The organism is Mycobacterium sp. NPDC050041, from assembly GCF_049541695.1.
Taxonomy (GTDB): domain Bacteria; phylum Actinomycetota; class Actinomycetes; order Mycobacteriales; family Mycobacteriaceae; genus Mycobacterium.
The window spans coordinates 173,442-190,370 of record NZ_JBMVDG010000002.1 but is presented as its reverse complement, the minus strand read 5'-3'; the positions used below and the strand labels follow the sequence as shown (position 1 = coordinate 190,370).

Sequence of the window (16,929 nt, the reverse complement as noted above, 5' to 3'; positions counted from 1 at the left end):
AAGGCAGCGAAGATGAGGGACATCAATCGTCGATGGGTACTCGCCGAGCGCCCGAATGGCGTGGTCGGACGGGAACACTTCGAATGGCGGGAAGACCCGGTGCCGGCGGTCGGCGACGGCGAATTCCTCATCCGGAACCTGTGGCTCAGCTGCGACGCCGCCCAGCGCAGCTGGATGTCGATCGACACCTACATCCCCCGCATTCCGCTGGGTGAGGTGATGGCGTCCGCGTCCGTCGGTGTGGTGGTGGAGTCGAAGCACCCGTCGTTCAGCGTGGGTGATCTGGTCTCGGGGGCGTTCGGCTGGCAGGACTTCGCCGTCAGCGACGGGTCGGCGTTCGGCGGCCTCGTCGCACCCCTCAAGCTCCCACCCGGAGTCGACCCCGCGACCGCGTTGTCATTGTTCGGCATCACGGGGCTCACCGCATTCTTCGGACTGCTCGACGTGGGCAGCCCCGAGGCCGGAGAGACGGTGGTCGTCTCCGCCGCCGCAGGCGCGGTCGGGGCGCTCGTCTGCCAGATCGCCAAGCTCAAGGGATGTCGCGTGGTCGGCATCGCCGGCGGCGCCCGCAAGTGCGAATGGCTGCGCGACGAGGTCGGTGCCGACGAGGCCGTCGACTACAAGGCCGACGACTTCCCCGCCCGACTTCGTGCCGCCTGTCCCGGCGGCGTCGACGTGTTCTTCGACAACGTCGGCGGTCAGGTGCTCGACGCGGTGCTCGCGAATCTCGCGTCGGGCGCGCGCATCGCGCTGTGCGGCGCCGTCGCCGGCTACAGCGACCCCGGCGCGCAGGACGGCATCCGCAACCTCACCAATCTCGTGCTGCAGCGGGGCACCATGCGCGGCTTCCTGATCTTCGACTACTTCGGCAGGGTGGGCGAGGCCGTCGGCGAGCTCGCCGGCTGGGCAGCCGAGGGCAAGATCAAGGATCACATCGACGTGGTGGACGGCCTGGAGAACGCTCCTGACGCGCTACGACGGCTGTTCACAGGGCAGAACTTCGGCAAGCAACTCGTGCGGATCTCGGACCGGGCGGATGAAATCGCGCCCGAATAACGTCAGTACCTGACATGACGACCTTTCATATCGGCTCCTATCCCGTGCACCGCGTCGGCTTCGGCGCCATGCAGCTTCCCGGCCCCGGCGTGTTCGGCCCGCCCCGTGACCACGACGCCGCCATCGCGGTGCTGCGGCGGGCGGTGGAACTCGGCGTCGACCACATCGACACCGCGCAGTTCTACGGCCCGAATGTCTCCAACGAACTCATCCGCGAGGCGCTGCACCCGTATCCGGACAACCTGGTGCTGGTCAGCAAGGTCGGCGCACGCCGCGACGACCAAGGCAACTGGACCGCCGCGCAACAGCCCGACGAGCTGCGCGCCGACATCGAAGAGAACCTCAGCACGCTGGGCACCGACCGGCTCGCCGCGGTCAACCTGCGCATCCACTCCGGAGATCCCGACGCCGTGGGCGACGTCGACCCCGAGCTGTTCGGACGCCAGCTCGACGCGATGATCGCCGCCCGCGACGAGGGGCTGATCGGCGGCATCGGGCTGTCCAGCATCTCGGTCGATCATCTGCGGTTCGCCCTCGAGCGCACCGAGATCGTCACCGTGCAGAACGCCTACAACCTGGTCGACCGGACCTCTCAGCCGGTGCTCGACCTGTGCGTCGAGCGCGACATCTCCTTCGTGCCGTTCTTCCCGCTGGGTTCGGGTTTCTCCGCCGACAATCCGGTGCTGGGCAATCCCGCCGTCAAGCAGGCCGCCGCCGACCTCGGCCGCAGCCCGGCCCAGGTCGCGCTGGCGTGGACGCTGTCGGTGGCGCCGAACGTGCTGCTGATCCCCGGGACGTCGTCGGTCGCCCACCTCGAGGAGAACCTCGCCGTCGACGACATCGAGCTGCCCGCCGGCTTCGCCCCGTAGCGATTTGTGGAGCCGCAACCGCGGTGAGCGCGGCTGCGGCTCCACAGATCAGTCGACGTCGACCCAGTCGAGGGTGCGCTGCACCGCCTTCTGCCAGCCGGCGTACCCCTCCTGGCGCTGGTCGTCGCTCCAGTCCGGCGACCAGCGCCTGCCCTCCTGCCAGTTGGCGCGCAGGTCGTCGGTGTTCTCCCAGAACCCGGTGGCGAGCCCGGCGGCATACGCGGCGCCGAGCGCGGTGGTCTCGGCGACGACGGGTTTGACCACGTCGACGCCGAGGACGTCGGCCTGGATCTGCATGCACAGATCGTTGGCGGTGATGCCGCCGTCGACCTTGAGCACCTCCATGTGCACGCCCGAGTCGGCCTCCATCGCGTCGACGACGTCGCGGCTCTGGTAGCAGATCGCCTCGAGGGTGGCCCGCGCGACGTGGGCGTTGGTGTTGTACCGCGACAGCCCGACGATCGCGCCCCTGGCGTCGGACCGCCAGTAGGGTGCGAACAGCCCCGAGAAGGCGGGCACGAAGTACACCCCGCCGTTGTCGTCGACCTGTTTCGCCAGAGCCTCGCTCTGCGCGGCACCGCTGATGATGCCCAGCTGGTCGCGCAGCCACTGCACGGCCGAGCCGGTGACGGCGATCGAACCCTCCAGCGCGTACACGGGTTTGGCGTCCCCGAACTGGTAGCAGACCGTCGTCAGGAGCCCGTTCTCCGAGCGGACGATCTTCTCCCCGGTGTTGAGCAGCAGGAAATTGCCTGTGCCATAGGTGTTCTTGGCCTCACCGGCGTCCAGGCACACCTGGCCGACCATGGCCGCCTGCTGGTCGCCCAGGATTCCGGTGAGCGCCACCTCGCCGCCGACGGGCCCGTCGGCCAGCGTCGTGCCGTACGCCTGCGGGTACGACGACGGCTTGATCTCCGGCAGCATCTGACGCGGAATCTTGAAGAAGGACAACAATTCGTCGTCCCAGTCCAGAGTCTCGAGATCCATCAGCATGGTGCGGCTGGCATTGGTGACGTCGGTGACGTGCACGCCGCCGCGCGGCCCGCCGGTGAGGTTCCACACCACCCAGCTGTCGGCCGTGCCGAAGAGGGCGTCGCCCTTCTCCGCGGCGTCACGTACCCCGTCGACATTGTCGAGGATCCACTGCACCTTGCCCGCCGAGAAGTACGTGGCAGGCGGCAGTCCCGCCTTGCGCCGGATGACATCGCCGCGCTCGTCGCGGTCGAGTGCGGAGGCGATCCGGTCGGTGCGGGTGTCCTGCCAGACGATCGCGTTGTAGTAGGGCCTGCCGGTCCGCCGGTTCCACACCAGTGCCGTCTCACGCTGATTGGTGATGCCCAGCCCGGCCAGGTCGCCGGCCGACAGGTCCGTGCGGTTGAGCGCCGACATGATGACCGACGCGGTGCGCTCCCAGATCTCGACGGGGTTGTGCTCCACCCAGCCGGCCTGCGGCATGATCTGCTCGTGCTCGAGCTGGTGGCGGCCCACCTCGGCGCCGTCGTGGTCGAAGATCATGCAGCGGGTGCTGGTGGTGCCCTGGTCGATCGCGGCGACGAAATCGGCCATCTCGCAACTCCTTCGGTGATGTGATGCAGGCTGAGGCTACCGGACGAGCGCGTCCACCCAGCCGGGCTGGATGTCGACCTCGACACCGTCGTCGTACACCGCAGGCACGCCGTCGCCGCCCAGGCCTTCGAAGGTGCTCAGCGCCGCGGCGGTGCGTCGAGCCGCCGCGCTGGCGTCGCTGCCCGACGTGATGCACTCGGCCGCCGAGGCCGGCGCTCCCGATTCGGTGGCCAGGTCTGCGAGATCGTCGTCGGTGTGGTCGCTGGTGCCGCCCTCCTCGGGCTGGAAGACCGGGTCGAACAGTGCCGAGTAGAAGTTCTCGAAGGTGTCGACGTCGGCGTCCTGGGCGACGCAGTACACCGCGGCGGCCGCTCTCGACGAGTAGTCGCCGCTGGACGAGTAGTCGTCGAGGATCGCGACCACGTGGTAATGCACCTGGATTTCGTTGTCCAGCACGGCGCTTCGGATGTCATTGCCGTACAGGCTGATGAACCGGCCGCAGGCCGGGCACATCGCGTCGTTGAAGACGTCGATGGTCACCGGCGCCACCCGGCTGCCGACGGAGATGCCGTCAGCGAGCAGCTGGACGGCCGGATCGTCGGTGTCCGGCGACGACGTGCCCGGCTCGGAGGTGCCTGACCCCAAGGCGTCGGACGAGCCGCCGTCCGACCGGGTCAGCAGGACGATGCCGACCACCAGCGCGATGATCACCACGACGGCCACCGCGCCGATGACGGCGAGCGCTCCCCCGCTCGTCGACCGCGAGGGCGGCGGTGGATATCCCGGAAAGCCCTGCGGCACATAGCCGTGCGGACCATAACCCTGCGGCGGGTAACCCTGGGCCGGGTAGCCCTGCGGCGGAAAGCCCTGCGGAGCCTGGCCCGGGAACGCCGGCGGTCCCGGCGGCGCCCAGTACTGCTGCGGCGCAGCCTGTTCGGGCGCAGGCGACAGTGCGTCCAGCTGCGGGCGCAGCGCCGGATCGAGATCGGGGCGGGTGCGCAGGCCGGCGACGATCGCCGCCACCTCGTCGCGGACGACGGGATACTGCCCGTCCTCACCTGAGGCGGCCTGCAGCCGGGCGAGCAGTTGCTGCTGCTCGTATCCGGGCAGCGCGGGTGCGGCGGCGAATTCCCGAAGGGAGCCCAGGTAGCCGAACGGCCACGGCGGCGGCGGGGCCTGCGTGCTCGGCCACGGACCGGTCTGCTGAGCCATCGCCTGCACCGTCGAAGCCAGCGCGCCGTCACCGAATTCGAGGACCTTGACCGTCGGCCCGAAACCGGGCCGGTCCACCTGCCCGAACCGCACGGCCAGCACGGGCCTGCCGAGGGCGTCGGCATGCTGGAGCAGCGCCGTCGCGGGTCTGGCCGCCGCCAGGTTGGCCGTCCACAATGTGAGGAACACGTCGGCGTCGCGGACCCCGTCGATGCAACGCCGCCACCACTGCTCGGCGCCACTGATGTCGCCGTCGAACCAGACACTGTGCCCGGCGTGGGACAGCTCGCGGCTGACCTGTTCGGCGAGAGCGCGGTCGGCGGGCGCGCAACTGACGAAGACCCTCATGACCACCTCCGTGCGTTGGACCTGCGCGCCGGTTCAGCATGCCATGATGGCGGTTGTGGGCGGGCGGACGACCGGTATCGAGAAGATGCCGCGCGGCGGGCCGGATGCGTCGTGCCTGGACCGCCTGCTGCAGACCGACCGGCCCGAGTACCTCGACCGCGACGACGTCGACGACCGGACCAAGCGCAGCGTGATCCGGGCGCTGGACCGCACCGGGGAGATCTTCGGCAACCACCAGAGGTTCGCGGGTATCGCCCTGGCCGAACTCGCCGACGTGCCGGATCCGAAGGTGCTCGAACTCGGTGCCGGACATGGCGGCCTGTCGCGCGAGATCCTCCAGCAGCATCCGACCGCGCAGCTCACCGTCACCGACGTCGACCCGGATTCGGTCGCTGCCATCGCCGCCGGTGACCTCGGCGCCGACCCCCGCGTCACCGTCCGCGAGATGGACGCCACCGCGATCGACGCGCCGGATCGGGCGTTCGATCTCGCCCTGTTCGTGCTGTCGTTCCACCACCTGCCGCCGACGGCGGCCGCACGGGTGCTCGCCGAGGGCACCAGGGCCGCCGACACGCTGCTCATCATCGACCTCCCGCGACCGCCCGCCCCGCTGCACCTGCTGCGGCTGGCGACCATGCTGCCGCTCGCGCCGTTCGTACCGTTCGTCCACGACGGGGTGATCAGCTCGCTGCGCACCTACAGCCCGTCGGCGCTGCGTGCACTGGCCGCGCACGCGGACCCGGCGATCGAACTCGACTTGCGCAGCGGCCTGCTGAGCCCGCAGGTGGTGGTGGCGCGCCGCGCCGCCTGAGCGATCCAGGTAGAACTACGGTGTCGGACACCACGTCCACCGGGCCACGATGAAAGTGTGCAAGGCCTCTACGCGCTCAAGCCCTGGTACACCCGGCAACTGCGAGGCGCCGTAGAACACGCTGTGGTGCATCGCATTTCGCCCGATGTCTACACCGCCGTCGGCGTGGCCGCCGCGGCGTGCGGGGCGGTGGCCGTCGCGAACGGGTGGTGGCCGGCGGCCCTGGCGTTCCTCGCGGTGCGACTGGCGGGCGCCAACCTGGACGGGGCGGTCGCCCGGGCGCGCGGCATCAGCGCGCCGTGGGGCTTCGTGGTCAACGAACTGGGCGACCGCGCATCCGATGTCCTGATGTTCGCCGGCCTCTCGGTGTGGGCGGGCGCCAACGGCACACCCGTCGCCTGGGTGTTGACGGCCGCGCTCGCGGCCACCCAACCCACCTTCGCGGCCCTGGCGGGTGCGGGCGCCGGTGCCGCCCGGCGCAACGGCGGCCCGTTCGGCAAGACCGAGCGCTGCCTGGCCGTCGTTGTCGCGACGGCGCTGCCGCAGGCCATTCCGCTCGTCTGCGTAGTCGTCGTGGCCGGATCGATGCTCACGGCGAGCGTGCGGCTGCGGGCGGTCCGTCGGGAATTGGCGGGCTGATGTCGATCGCCGTCCGCACCGCCTGTCTGCTGCGCCACCGGCTGTGGCGGACGGTCTGCCGGCTGTCGGGCGGCCTGACGGTCGTCGGTCGGTGGCGCCGTCCCGGCGGCTGCGTGGTGGTGGCCAATCACGGCTCGCACGCCGACACCGCCGCCCTGATGGCGGCCCTGCCCGCATCGGCGCAGCCGGTGTTCGCCGCGGCGTCCGACTACTGGTTCGACGATCCGGTGCGGCGGGTGCTGATCACCGCGCTCGCCGGCGGGCTTCCGGTGCGCCGCACCACCGGCAGCACCTACCCGGCGCTGCTCGCGGCCGCGCGGCCCGCACTGGCCCGGGGGCGCACCGTCGTCGTCTACCCCGAGGGCACCCGCAGCCGGGACGGGTCGGTCGGTGAGTTCCGTTCCGGCGCGATCCATCTCGCGCGGGACTGCGGGGTTCCGCTGGTGCCGGTGGCGCTGCTGGGCACCTGCGAGGTGCTGCCCAAGCACGGCGGATTCCACCGCACCGCGATGCAGGTGCGCATTGGCGAACCGGTCGACCCCGGCTCCGTCGACGCAGCCGCCCTGCGCGCACTCGTGGTCGCAGTCCGCGCCCGCGACTTCTGATCGTCACGCGCACAACCCTTGTCGGGCCCACCGCCGTCGGGTCTCATTGTGCAGCGTGAGCCTCACCGACACGCCGTCCGCCGAGGCGCCGGCCCCCGACCCGGCCACCGCGCGCACGGCCCTGCTGGCCAGCCTGGTGGGGACGACGATCGAGTGGTACGACTTCTTCCTCTACGCGACCGCGGCCAGCCTGATCTTCAACCAGGCGTTCTTCCCCGACCAGAGTTCCCTCGTCGGCACGCTGCTGTCCTTCGCGACGTTCGCGGTCGGCTTCGTCGTCCGGCCGATCGGCGGTTTCGTGTTCGGCCACATCGGCGACCGGATCGGCCGCAAACGCACGCTGGCGCTGACGATGGTGCTGATGGGCGGCGCCACCGCGCTGATGGGGCTGCTGCCCACCGCCGCGCAGATCGGCGTGCTGGCGCCGATCCTGTTGCTCCTGCTGCGCATCGTCCAGGGCTTCGCGCTCGGCGGTGAATGGGCCGGCGCCGTGCTGCTCGCGGTCGAGCACAGCGCGCCGCGGCGGCGCGGGTTGTCCGGCAGCGTGCCGCAGGTCGGTCTCGCGCTCGGGCTCGCGCTGGGCACCGGGGTGTTCGCGCTGCTGCAGATCGCGCTGCCCGAGGACGCGTTCGAGTCCTACGGCTGGCGCATCGCCTTCCTCGTCAGCATCGTGCTGGTGGTCTTCGGGGTGGTGGTGCGGTTGAAGGCCGCCGAGACGCCGGCCTTCGAGAAGGTCCGCGCCGACGGCGACCGCTCGGCGGTGCCCGTCAAGGAGGTCTTCCGGCCACCGTCGCTGCGGCCGACGGTGCTCGGCCTGCTCAGCCGGTGGGGCGAGGGCGCCGCGTTCAACACCTGGGGCGTGTTCGCCATCTCCTACGCCACCGGCACGCTGCACCTGGAGAAGGTTCCGGTGCTGTTCGCGGTGACCGCGTCGGCGCTGCTGATGGCCACTCTGCTGCCGGTGTCGGGCCTGCTGGCCGACCGCTACGGCCCCCGCCTGGTCTACGCGAGCGGTATCGCGGCCTACGCGGTCGCGGTGTTCCCGGCGTTCGCGTTGTTCGGCACCGGCACCGTCACCGCGTTCACGATCGCGCTGCTGATCGTGTTCGGGGTGATCCACGCGTGGTTCTACGGCGCCCAGGGCACGCTCTACGCGTCGCTGTACCCCGCCCGCATCCGCTACACCGGGCTGTCGACGGTCTATCAGCTGTCCGGGGTGTACGCCTCAGGGCTGACTCCGCTCATCCTCACCGCGCTGATCGCCGCGGCGGGCGGTACACCATGGCTGGCGTGCGGCTACCTCGTCACCACGGCGGTGATCAGCGTCGTCGCCACGCTGTTGCTGAAACCGACCCCGCTACGCGAGCTGTAGCGGCGTGGCTCAGATCGTCACCGACTCGCCGCGGCCGATCTCGACCACCCGCTCGGCCAGCCCGCGCCGCGCCATCTCCTTGTGGAAGTCCGACAGCGGCGACGCGAAGACGCCGTAGTCGTTGAAGTGCACCGGGATCACCTTCGGCAGGTCCAGCAGTTCGGTCAGTCCCGCACCCTGCGCACCGTCCATGGTGACCGTCAGGCCGATCGGCAGGTGGCGGCCGAACGGCAGCCGGGTGCCGCCCAGGTGCAGCAGCCCGGCGTCGATCGCGGGGTACCGGCGCGGTATCTCATGCAGCTCCTCCACCAGCAGCGTGTCACCGGAGATGTACAGCCGCCGCGTCGCGTCGCCGGTACGGGAGAACTCCAGCATCGAGCCCATCACCGGCGGCAGGAACCGGTCGATCGGCGTCGGTGCGTGCCGCCCGGGCAGCGCGGTCACCGCGACGGTGGTCTCACCCTTGGTCAGGGTGTGCTGCTGCCAGGTGGGCAGTCCGACGGCATGTCCGAAGCCGCGGCGGTGCAGCCGCTTCGCCGCGTGCGGGGTGGTGAACACGGGCAGCCGCTTGTCGAGGCGGGCCTGGGCGACGCGGTCCCAGTGATCGCCGTGCATGTGTGAGAGCACCACCGCGTCCAGCGCGGGCAGCCGGTCGACGTCGAGTGCGGGGTCGTGCAGCCGCTTGGACACCAGGCCGTAGCCCAGGTAGGCGCGCTGGCCGCGGTGCAGGAAGTTCGGGTCGGTCAGCAGCGTGATGCCGTCGGCGGTGATCAGCGTGGTCGCGTTGCCGAGGAAGGTCACCGTGATGTCCATGGCGCGCGGCTACCCGGCTCGCCACGGGTCAACCGCACCCGCGATCCGCGGTTCACCTACGCGCGCGTCACTAGCATCGGCGGTGTGGGCGAAGAACTGAAGCGGACAGAGTTCAGCCGCGAGCATCGCCGTGAGTACCGGCGCAAGGTCCAGCTCTGCCTGGACGTGTTCGAGACGATGCTGTCGCAGTCCAGTTTCGAGTTCGAGCGTCCGCTGACCGGCATGGAGATCGAGTGCAACCTGGTCGACGGCGACTACCAGCCGGCGATGAGCAACACCGAGGTGCTGGCGTCCATCGCCGACCCGGCCTACCAGACCGAGCTGGGCGCCTACAACATCGAGTTCAACGTGCCGCCGCGACCGTTGCCGGGCAGGGCCGGCCTCGATCTGGAGGCCGACGTGCGCGCCAGCCTCAACGCCGCCGAGCGCAAGGCCGGCTCGAGCGGCTCGCACATCGTGATGATCGGCATCCTGCCCACCCTGATGCCCGAACACCTCGTCTCCGGGGACTGGATGAGCGAGTCGACGCGTTACCAGGCGCTCAACGACTCGATCTTCACCGCGCGCGGCGAGGACATCTCGATCGACATCAGCGGGCCCGAACGGCTCAGCCTGCAGACCCCGAACATCGCCCCTGAGTCGGCCTGCACCAGCATGCAGCTGCACCTGCAGGTGTCACCCGCCGATTTCGCCGACAACTGGAACGCCGCCCAGGTGCTGGCGGGCCCGCAGCTGGCCCTCGGCGCCAACTCGCCGTACTTCTTCGGCCACGAGCTGTGGGCCGAGACCCGCATCGAACTGTTCACCCAGGCCACCGACACCCGGCCGGAGGAACTGAAGACCCAGGGCGTGCGGCCCCGGGTGTGGTTCGGCGAGCGGTGGATCACCTCGATCTTCGACCTGTTCGAGGAGAACGTCCGCTACTTCCCGTCGCTGCTGCCCGACCTCTCCGACGAGGACCCGGTGGCAGAACTCGCCGCAGGCCGCACCCCGAAGCTCTCGGAGCTGCGTCTGCACAACGGCACCGTGTACCGGTGGAACCGGCCGGTGTACGACATCGTCGGGAGCGGCGTGGACGCCAAGCCCCATCTGCGGGTGGAGAACCGGGTGCTGCCCGCGGGTCCGACGGTGCTCGACATGATGGCCAACTCGGCCTTCTACTACGGCATGCTGCGCACCTTGTCCGAGGAGGACCGGCCGCTGTGGACGAAGATGAGCTTCGCCGCGGCGCACCACAACTTCTCCGAGGCCGCGCAGCACGGCATGGACGCACGGCTCTACTGGCCGGGGCTCGGCGAGGTGACACCCGACGAACTGGTGCTGCGCCAGCTGCTGCCGATGGCCGAGGAGGGGCTGCGCCGGTGGGGCGTCGCCGCGGAGGTGCGTGACCGCTACCTCGGCGTGATCGAAGGGCGTGCCAAGACGGGCCGCAACGGCGCGGTGTGGCAGACCGAAACCGTGCGTGCGCTGCAGGAACGCGGCCTCGCCCGGCCCGCTGCGCTGGCGGAGATGCTGCGGTTGTACTGCCAGCGGATGCACAGCAACGAGCCTGTGCACACCTGGGACGGCCCCGACTAGGTTGGTTCGCATGTCTGCTGAAGTGATGGACTGGGACGACGCGTACCGGGGACAGGGCGGGTTCGAGGGACCACCGCCGTGGAACATCGGAGAACCGCAGCCCGAGCTCGCGGCGCTGCACCGGGCCGGCGCGTTCCGCAGCGACGTGCTCGACGCGGGCTGCGGTCACGCCGAACTGTCCCTGGCCCTGGCCGCCGACGGCTACACGGTGGTCGGCATCGACCTGAGCCCGACGGCGATCGCCGCGGCCAATCAGGCCGCCCAGCTGCGCGGGCTGGCCACCGCCAGTTTCGCCCAGGCCGACATCACGGCGTTCAAGGGCTACGACGGCCGGTTCAACACCGTGGTCGACAGCACGCTGTTCCACTCCCTGCCGGTCGAGGGCCGCGACGGCTACCTGCGTTCGGTGCACCGCGCCGCCGCTCCGGGCGCGCGCCTCTACGCGCTGGTCTTCGCCACGAGCGCCTTCCCGGCCGAGGCCGAGATGAAGCCGAACGCGGTCGACGAGGAGGAACTGCGTGCGGCGGTGTCGGCGCACTGGGAGGTCGACGACGTCCGCCCGGCGTTCATCCACGCCAACCCGTTCCCCGGGCCGGACGGACCCGACATGTCGGCCCATGACACCGACGACAAGGGTCGCACCAAACTGCCGGCGTACCTGCTCACGGCCCACAAGGGCTAGCAGGCCTGCTTCGTCGCGTCGGCCAGTGCGGCGGCGAACAGCGCCAGGTCATCGGCGACGGTGTCGACGTGAGGTGAGAGCCGCAGCACCGGCGTGGTCATCTCGAACGGCGCGCGCGCGACGCCGGCGAACGTGGTCACCATGGCGCGGTTGGCGATCAGCCAGGACCGCACCCGCTCGGGGTCGGCGCCGTCGACCGGTTCGAGCGTGGTGATCGCGGTGGGTTCGTCGGCGGATTCGACCACCCGCCAACCGGGCACATCGGCCAGTGCGGCGCGGGTGAGCCGCCCGATCCCGGCCAGCCCCTGCCGGATCAGCGCCGGGTCGAGCGCCAGGTGCTCGCCGAGCGCGACCGCGAAACCGATGCGGGCGCCGGCGTTGGACTCGCCCTGGCTCAGCTTGTCGACCACGCTCATCGGCAGCCCCCACTCGGCGGGCGGCAGCCGCGGCCGCAGGCGTTGCGCGAACTCCGGCCGCAGCGCCAGCACTCCGACGCCGCGCGGACCTGCCAGCCACTTGCGCGACGACGAGTAGATCGCATCGGGCGCGACCGCACAGTCGAGGTGGCCCAGCGCCTGCGCGGCGTCGACCACCAGCGGTATGCCGAGCGTGCGGCAGACCTCGGTCATCGCGGCCAGCGGCTGGGCCAGCCCGCGGTGGCTGCCCAGCGGTGTCAGGTGCACCAGGGCGGGCGGATCGTCGGCCAGCGCACGTGCGGCGGCGTCGACGTCGAGTCGGCCTGCGCCGTCGACGGGCAGCGCGCGCACCTGAAAGTCGTTGCCCGCCATGATCGCCAGGTTCGGGCCGTACTCACCGGGCAGGCAGGCCACCGTGCGCGGACCGGCCCAGCTGCCCAGCAGCAGGTCGAGCCCGATGCTCGACCCGGAGGTGAACACGACGTGCGAGGCGTCCAGCCCCGTCAGCGCGGCAACGGCCGCGCGGGCGGCATCGAGCACGGGCGCCGCCGCCTCGAGGGCGACGTAGCCGCCGACCTCGGCCTCGTGCACGGCGTGCCGAGCGGCGGCGTCGATGGCGGCGAGGCTCTGCCGCGAGCACGCGCCGGAATCCAGGTGCAGGCCGGCGACGGCGGGCCGGGCCGAACGCCACCGTTCGGCCAGGCTGAGCGCTGTCATCGGGTGGACAGCGACAGGCCGAAATCACCGGCGGGGTCGGTCCACCAGTGCGTCCGCCGCAATCCGGCGGCGGCCAGTTCGGCGGCGACGCCGTCGGGCCGGAACTTGCACGACACCTCGGTGAGCACCTCCTCGCCGTCGGCGAAGTCGACGGTGCGGTCCAGCGCACCGATCCGCACCCGCTGCGAACCCGTTGCGCGCAGCCACATCTCGATGCGCTCCTCGTCGGGGTTCCAGCGCGCCACGTGCTCGAACGCCGATTGATCGAAGTCAGCGTCCAGTTCCCGGTTGACCACCGCGAGCACGTTGCGGTTGAACCTCGCCGTCACTCCGGCCGTGTCGTCGTAGGCGCGCACCAGCCGGTCGACGTCCTTGACCAGGTCGGTGCCCAACAGCAGGCTGTCGCCGGGCTGCAGGGTGTCGGCCAGGGCGGCGAGGAAACCGGCCCGCGGGCCTGCGGTCAGGTTGCCGATGGTCGAGCCGAGGAACGCCACCAGCCGGCGGCCCACCTGTGGGAGCTTGCCGAGGTGCTCCTCGAAATCGCCGCACACCGCGTCGATCTCGACGCCGGGGTACTCCTGCTCGATCGCCGCGCCCGCGGACCGCAGGACGGTCGGGTCGACGTCGAACGGGATGAAGCGGCGCAGCGATCCGTTGTCGCGCATGGCGTCCAGGAGCATGCGGGTCTTCTCCGAGGTGCCGCTGCCGAGTTCGACGAGTGTGTCGGCTCCCGAGGACGCGACGATCTCGGCGGCCCGCTCGCGCAGGATCCCCGCCTCGGTGCGGGTGGGGTAGTACTCCGGCAGCCGGGTGATCTCGTCGAACAGCTCACTGCCGACCGAGTCGTAGAACCACTTCGGCGGCAACGACTTCGGAGTTGCCGACAGCCCGGCGAGCACGTCGCGGCGCAGCGCGGTGGCAGCCGAGTCGGCGGCGAGGTAGGTCGACAGGGTGAAGGTCATGCCGTTCCTTTCAGGGCGGTCATCTCGACGTGCGCGCCGTTCACCCGGACCAGGTGCCGGTCCGGGATCTCCTGCCACTGCGGATCGTCGTCGTAGGGCTCGCTGGCCAGCACCACGCCGTCGGCGCGCCGCAGCACCGACAGCGTGTCACCCCAGGTGGTGGCGACGAGCTCGGTTCCGTTGCCGGCCAGGATGTTCAGCCGGGCGGCGGGATCGTCGGCGCCGACCGCGGCGACGGTCTCACCGAGGCGGTCCATGCCGCGCGCGAAGATCAGCGCTGCCAGCAGTGCGCTGTCGACAGTGGACTCGGCCCGCTCCGACAGCGGCAGCACGGCCCGGTCGACCAGGCCGTTGTGCGACAGCAGCCACTGCCCGTCGGTGAACGGGGCCGACGCGGACGGTTCGATCGGCATGCCGATACTGGCGGACCGGACGGCGGCGACGACGGACCTGCTGCGCAACGCGGGCGCCACCGAGGCGAACGACGCGTCACCCCACAGCGGGTTGGCGCTGCGCCAGCGCCTGACGACTCCCTCGTCGTCATGGAAGCCGACGCCCCAGCCGTCGGCATTCATCAGCCCGTGCTTCTGGCGGCGCGGCGCGTAGGACTGGACGAGCAGCCCGGACGGCGGATCGCAGACCAGCGACGCCACCGAGCGCGGTTCGCCCAGCCACCCGAGGTGCCGGCACATCAGATGTCCCAGGCCAGCCGGACGCCGGCGAAGATCTGCCGCCGGATCGGATGGTCCCAGTTGCGGAAGCTCGGCCGCAGGATGTCGGGCGCCACCGCCCACGACCCGCCGCGCAGCACCTTGTAGTCACCGTCGAAGAACGGCGCCGAGTACTGCTCGTAGAGCATCGGTGTGAACCCCGGCCAGGGCCGCAGCGGCGAGGACGTCCACTCCCAGACGTCGCCCAGCATCTGCTCGGCGCCGTAGGCCGACGCGCCCGCGGGGTAGGAGCCCACCGGTGCGGGCCGCAGCGCATCCCCGCCCAGGTTGGCCAGGAACGGTGTCGGTTCCGATGCGCCCCACGGGAATCGGCGGCGGCTGCCGGTGGCGGGATCCCACGCGCAGGCCTTCTCCCATTCGATCTCGGTGGGCAACCGGGCGCCTGCCCACGCGGCGTAGGCCTGCGCCTCGAAGTAGGTGACGTGCTGCACCGGTTCGTCGTCGGGGATCTGCTCCACGTGGCCGAACCGCGTTCGGGTGCCGTCGGCGAGCCAGAACTGCGGGGCGACGAGGCCGGCCTCCTGCCGGTGCGCCCAGCCGCGGTCCGACCACCACTGCCGGGTGTCGTAGCCGCCGTCGGCGACGAACTCGCGCCATTCGCGATTGGTGATCGGCACCCGCCCGATCCGGAAGGTGGGGACGTCCACTTCGTGGGCGCCGCGCTCGTTGTCGAGTGAATGCGGTTCGGTGACGGCGTCGACGCCGAGCACGAACGGGCCTCCCGGCACCTCGACCGACGTGCCCGCGACGTCGGCCCGGCCGCGGGGCAGCGCGCCGCCGGGCCCGATCAGCGGCGGCCCGGACCGCAGGTTGAGCGCCTGCAGCATCGTCTCGTTGTGCTGGTTCTCGTGGCTGACGACCAGGCCGAACGCGAAGGCGGGGTCGGCGCCGTCAGCCGTCTCCGCGGGCAGTCGGTCGAGTGCGTCCAGTGACTTGTCGCGCACGGTCGCGCAGAACGTGCGGGCATCGGCCGGAGGCAGCAGCGGCAATTCGACGCGCGCGGCGCGCGGTTGCAGGAAGGCGTCGTAGAGCCGTTCGACGTCCGGCGCGAGCAGCCCGGGCCGGTCGGGGTTCGCGTCGCGCAGCAGCCACAGTTCCTCCTGCCAGCCGATGTGTGCGAGGTCCCACAGCAGCGGGCTCATCAACGGGTCGTACTGCCGGCGGAGTTCGGCGTCGTCGAGCTCGACCAACCGCAGCGTGCGCTCCCGCGCCCGGGCCATCCCGTCGGCCAGTGCCTGTCGTGAGGTCAAGACTCACCTTTCACGAGTCGCTGCACCGCGGGTCCCACGCCCCACTCCACCACCTGGTCGGAGAAGTCGTCGGCCGGACTGCGGCCCTCTTCGACCGAACGCAGCAGCAGCGTCATCGATTCCGCCAGCTCGCCGGGCGCACGTTCGGCGGCGATCTCGACGCAACGCAACGCGGCGGCGTGCAGCCTGCGGTCTTCGAGGCCGACCTGCGCTGCCCGGTCCCACGCCGTCGCGACGGGTTCGGTGGCCTCGGCGGCGGCGTCGGCGGCGGCCGGGTCGTCGAGCAGCGTCGTCATCGCGAACACCACCGCGGGCCACAGTGCGTCCGGCACGCTGTCCAGGTAGCGGATCTCCAGCCAGCGCCGCGGCCGCACCGGCGGGAACAGCGTGGTCAGGTGGTAATCGAGATCGGCCTCGGTGGGCCGGCGGCCGCCGAGCACCGCGAGCCCGTCGGCCCAGTCGGCGAACGGCACCCAGTTGGTGACCGGCAGCGCCTGCATGTCGGGCGGGTTGTGCACCAGCATGACCGGGGCCCGCAGCGCGTAGCGCGCCCATTCACCCGCCGGGTCGTCGTCGCCGTCGGCGCTGAGCACGGGCCCGCAGCGGGCCGAGTCGAGCCGGCTCCAGACGCGCTGGCGGGCGGACCGCCACCCGGTGAACTCGCCGCCGAGCAGCGGTGAGTTGGCGGTGATGGCGACCATCGTCGGGCCGAGCGCGTGGGCGAGACGGACCCGGTCGGCCCAGCCGGCCCGCGGCCCGGCGTCGAGGTTCACCTGGACCGAGGCGGTCGACGTCATCATCGCCGCGCCGGCGTCGGCGGTGCCGCTGGCGGCGAAGAACTCCTCCATCGCGCGGTAGCGGGCGCCGGGGTTGACGCGCTGCGGCGGCCGCAGCGGGTCCGCGCCGAGCAGCACCAGGGCCAGCCCGGCGTCGGCGAACGCCTCGCACAGCACCGCGCGGTCGGCCGCCATCGCGGCGATCGCGGGCAGTGGCCCGTCGGTGGGCGGACCGGAGATCTCGACCGCCCCGCCGGGTTCGACGGTGATGGCGCCGCCGCCGGGCAGCGCGGGCACGCGCGCGATGACGTCGGTGATCTCGTCCCACCCCGGGCGGCGCAGCGGGTCGGCGCGGTCGAAGCAGTGCGCCTCGATCTCGAGCCCGACCTTGCCGACCGGCCCGTCCTGCAGACAGGTGGCGGTGATGTGGCGGGCCGCGTCGGCCGCGGAGGCGAACTCCACGGCGGGCTCGTCCGGGCGCACGGCGGACCTGATGGGCATAGTCATCTCAACCATCCCTTCGGGC

General features: G+C 71.3%; 16 protein-coding genes. 8 read left to right on the top strand and 8 right to left on the bottom strand.

Annotation, left to right across the window (positions count from 1 at the left end):
- The first annotated feature begins 12 nt into the window (after window positions 1-12).
- Both ACPCHZ_RS06215 and ACPCHZ_RS06210 read left to right on the top strand, forming a co-directional pair.
- Entirely contained in the window at window positions 13-1,056 is a 1,044-nt protein-coding gene (locus tag ACPCHZ_RS06215) for an NADP-dependent oxidoreductase (protein WP_423483962.1), read from the top strand.
- Between the two features lie 14 nt (window positions 1,057-1,070).
- Window positions 1,071-1,925, top strand: coding sequence for an oxidoreductase (locus ACPCHZ_RS06210; RefSeq protein ID WP_423483961.1), 855 nt, complete (start codon window positions 1,071-1,073; stop codon window positions 1,923-1,925).
- A 48-nt stretch (window positions 1,926-1,973) separates the two neighbouring features.
- Here the strand turns inward: ACPCHZ_RS06210 and glpK are convergent, their stop codons facing one another.
- Window positions 1,974-3,491, bottom strand: coding sequence for a glycerol kinase GlpK (gene glpK / locus ACPCHZ_RS06205; protein ID WP_423483960.1), 1,518 nt, complete (start codon window positions 3,489-3,491; stop codon window positions 1,974-1,976).
- Between the two features lie 36 nt (window positions 3,492-3,527).
- Entirely contained in the window at window positions 3,528-5,051 is a 1,524-nt protein-coding gene (locus ACPCHZ_RS06200; RefSeq protein ID WP_423483959.1) for a TIR domain-containing protein, read from the bottom strand.
- Window positions 5,052-5,097: 46 nt separating this feature from the next.
- On the opposite strand from ACPCHZ_RS06200, the gene ACPCHZ_RS06195 reads away from it, so the two are divergent.
- Genes ACPCHZ_RS06195 through ACPCHZ_RS06180 form a run of 4 tightly spaced genes read left to right on the top strand, consistent with a single transcriptional unit; the run spans window position 5,098 to window position 8,478 of the window.
- Window positions 5,098-5,862: a class I SAM-dependent methyltransferase gene (locus ACPCHZ_RS06195; protein ID WP_423484656.1), complete on the top strand. Its 765-nt coding sequence runs from the start codon at window positions 5,098-5,100 to the stop codon at window positions 5,860-5,862.
- Window positions 5,863-5,919: 57 nt separating this feature from the next.
- On the top strand, window positions 5,920-6,501 hold the full coding sequence (locus tag ACPCHZ_RS06190; protein ID WP_423483958.1) for a CDP-alcohol phosphatidyltransferase family protein: 582 nt from the start codon (window positions 5,920-5,922) through the stop codon (window positions 6,499-6,501).
- Complete coding sequence (locus ACPCHZ_RS06185; protein ID WP_423483957.1) at window positions 6,501-7,106, top strand: lysophospholipid acyltransferase family protein; 606 nt, start codon at window positions 6,501-6,503, stop codon at window positions 7,104-7,106. Before ACPCHZ_RS06190 ends, ACPCHZ_RS06185 begins: the two co-directional genes overlap by 1 nt.
- Before the next feature lie 55 nt (window positions 7,107-7,161).
- Window positions 7,162-8,478: an MFS transporter gene (locus tag ACPCHZ_RS06180; RefSeq protein ID WP_423483956.1), complete on the top strand. Its 1,317-nt coding sequence runs from the start codon at window positions 7,162-7,164 to the stop codon at window positions 8,476-8,478.
- A gap of 9 nt (window positions 8,479-8,487) precedes the next feature.
- Here the strand turns inward: ACPCHZ_RS06180 and ACPCHZ_RS06175 are convergent, their stop codons facing one another.
- Entirely contained in the window at window positions 8,488-9,291 is an 804-nt protein-coding gene (locus ACPCHZ_RS06175; protein ID WP_423483955.1) for an MBL fold metallo-hydrolase, read from the bottom strand.
- 84 nt (window positions 9,292-9,375) lie between these two features.
- Between ACPCHZ_RS06175 and ACPCHZ_RS06170 the strand changes: the two genes are divergently transcribed.
- Together ACPCHZ_RS06170 and ACPCHZ_RS06165 are read left to right on the top strand one after the other, a co-directional pair.
- The gene (locus ACPCHZ_RS06170; protein WP_423483954.1) at window positions 9,376-10,869 is read left to right on the top strand and encodes a glutamate--cysteine ligase; all 1,494 of its coding nucleotides are present in this window, start codon (window positions 9,376-9,378) and stop codon (window positions 10,867-10,869) included.
- A 10-nt stretch (window positions 10,870-10,879) separates the two neighbouring features.
- The gene (locus tag ACPCHZ_RS06165) at window positions 10,880-11,551 is read left to right on the top strand and encodes a class I SAM-dependent methyltransferase (RefSeq protein WP_423483953.1); all 672 of its coding nucleotides are present in this window, start codon (window positions 10,880-10,882) and stop codon (window positions 11,549-11,551) included.
- On the opposite strand, the gene egtE is transcribed toward ACPCHZ_RS06165, so the two are convergent.
- The 5 genes from egtE to egtA are packed head-to-tail and all read right to left on the bottom strand — an operon-like array spanning window position 11,548 to window position 16,910.
- The gene (gene egtE, locus ACPCHZ_RS06160) at window positions 11,548-12,684 is read right to left on the bottom strand and encodes an ergothioneine biosynthesis PLP-dependent enzyme EgtE (protein ID WP_423483952.1); all 1,137 of its coding nucleotides are present in this window, start codon (window positions 12,682-12,684) and stop codon (window positions 11,548-11,550) included. The two genes, ACPCHZ_RS06165 and egtE, sit on opposite strands and share 4 nt — an antisense overlap.
- Entirely contained in the window at window positions 12,681-13,646 is a 966-nt protein-coding gene (gene egtD, locus ACPCHZ_RS06155; RefSeq protein ID WP_423483951.1) for an L-histidine N(alpha)-methyltransferase, read from the bottom strand. Before egtD ends, egtE begins: the two co-directional genes overlap by 4 nt.
- Window positions 13,643-14,338: an ergothioneine biosynthesis protein EgtC gene (egtC, locus tag ACPCHZ_RS06150; RefSeq protein WP_423483950.1), complete on the bottom strand. Its 696-nt coding sequence runs from the start codon at window positions 14,336-14,338 to the stop codon at window positions 13,643-13,645. The genes egtD and egtC overlap by 4 nt, the downstream gene beginning before the upstream one ends.
- On the bottom strand, window positions 14,338-15,627 hold the full coding sequence (egtB, locus tag ACPCHZ_RS06145) for an ergothioneine biosynthesis protein EgtB (RefSeq protein WP_423483949.1): 1,290 nt from the start codon (window positions 15,625-15,627) through the stop codon (window positions 14,338-14,340). The genes egtC and egtB overlap by 1 nt, the downstream gene beginning before the upstream one ends.
- Window positions 15,624-16,910, bottom strand: a complete 1,287-nt coding sequence (gene egtA, locus ACPCHZ_RS06140; protein WP_423483948.1) for an ergothioneine biosynthesis glutamate--cysteine ligase EgtA — start codon at window positions 16,908-16,910, stop codon at window positions 15,624-15,626. The genes egtB and egtA overlap by 4 nt, the downstream gene beginning before the upstream one ends.
- Between the last annotated feature and the right edge of the window lie 19 nt (window positions 16,911-16,929).

What these genes read in the sequence shown, in the direction of transcription:
- egtD (WP_423483951.1), bottom strand. Translation starts at nt 13,646, where the DNA reads ATGACCTTCACCCTGTCGACCTACCTCGCCGCCGACTCGGCTGCCACC.
- ACPCHZ_RS06185 (WP_423483957.1), top strand. Translation starts at nt 6,501, where the DNA reads ATGTCGATCGCCGTCCGCACCGCCTGTCTGCTGCGCCACCGGCTGTGG.
- egtE (WP_423483952.1), bottom strand. Translation starts at nt 12,684, where the DNA reads ATGACAGCGCTCAGCCTGGCCGAACGGTGGCGTTCGGCCCGGCCCGCC.
- ACPCHZ_RS06200 (WP_423483959.1), bottom strand. Translation starts at nt 5,051, where the DNA reads ATGAGGGTCTTCGTCAGTTGCGCGCCCGCCGACCGCGCTCTCGCCGAA.
- ACPCHZ_RS06165 (WP_423483953.1), top strand. Translation starts at nt 10,880, where the DNA reads ATGTCTGCTGAAGTGATGGACTGGGACGACGCGTACCGGGGACAGGGC.
- ACPCHZ_RS06215 (WP_423483962.1), top strand. Translation starts at nt 13, where the DNA reads ATGAGGGACATCAATCGTCGATGGGTACTCGCCGAGCGCCCGAATGGC.
- egtA (WP_423483948.1), bottom strand. Translation starts at nt 16,910, where the DNA reads ATGACTATGCCCATCAGGTCCGCCGTGCGCCCGGACGAGCCCGCCGTG.
- ACPCHZ_RS06175 (WP_423483955.1), bottom strand. Translation starts at nt 9,291, where the DNA reads ATGGACATCACGGTGACCTTCCTCGGCAACGCGACCACGCTGATCACC.
- egtC (WP_423483950.1), bottom strand. Translation starts at nt 14,338, where the DNA reads ATGTGCCGGCACCTCGGGTGGCTGGGCGAACCGCGCTCGGTGGCGTCG.
- ACPCHZ_RS06210 (WP_423483961.1), top strand. Translation starts at nt 1,071, where the DNA reads ATGACGACCTTTCATATCGGCTCCTATCCCGTGCACCGCGTCGGCTTC.
- glpK (WP_423483960.1), bottom strand. Translation starts at nt 3,491, where the DNA reads ATGGCCGATTTCGTCGCCGCGATCGACCAGGGCACCACCAGCACCCGC.
- ACPCHZ_RS06195 (WP_423484656.1), top strand. Translation starts at nt 5,098, where the DNA reads ATGGCGGTTGTGGGCGGGCGGACGACCGGTATCGAGAAGATGCCGCGC.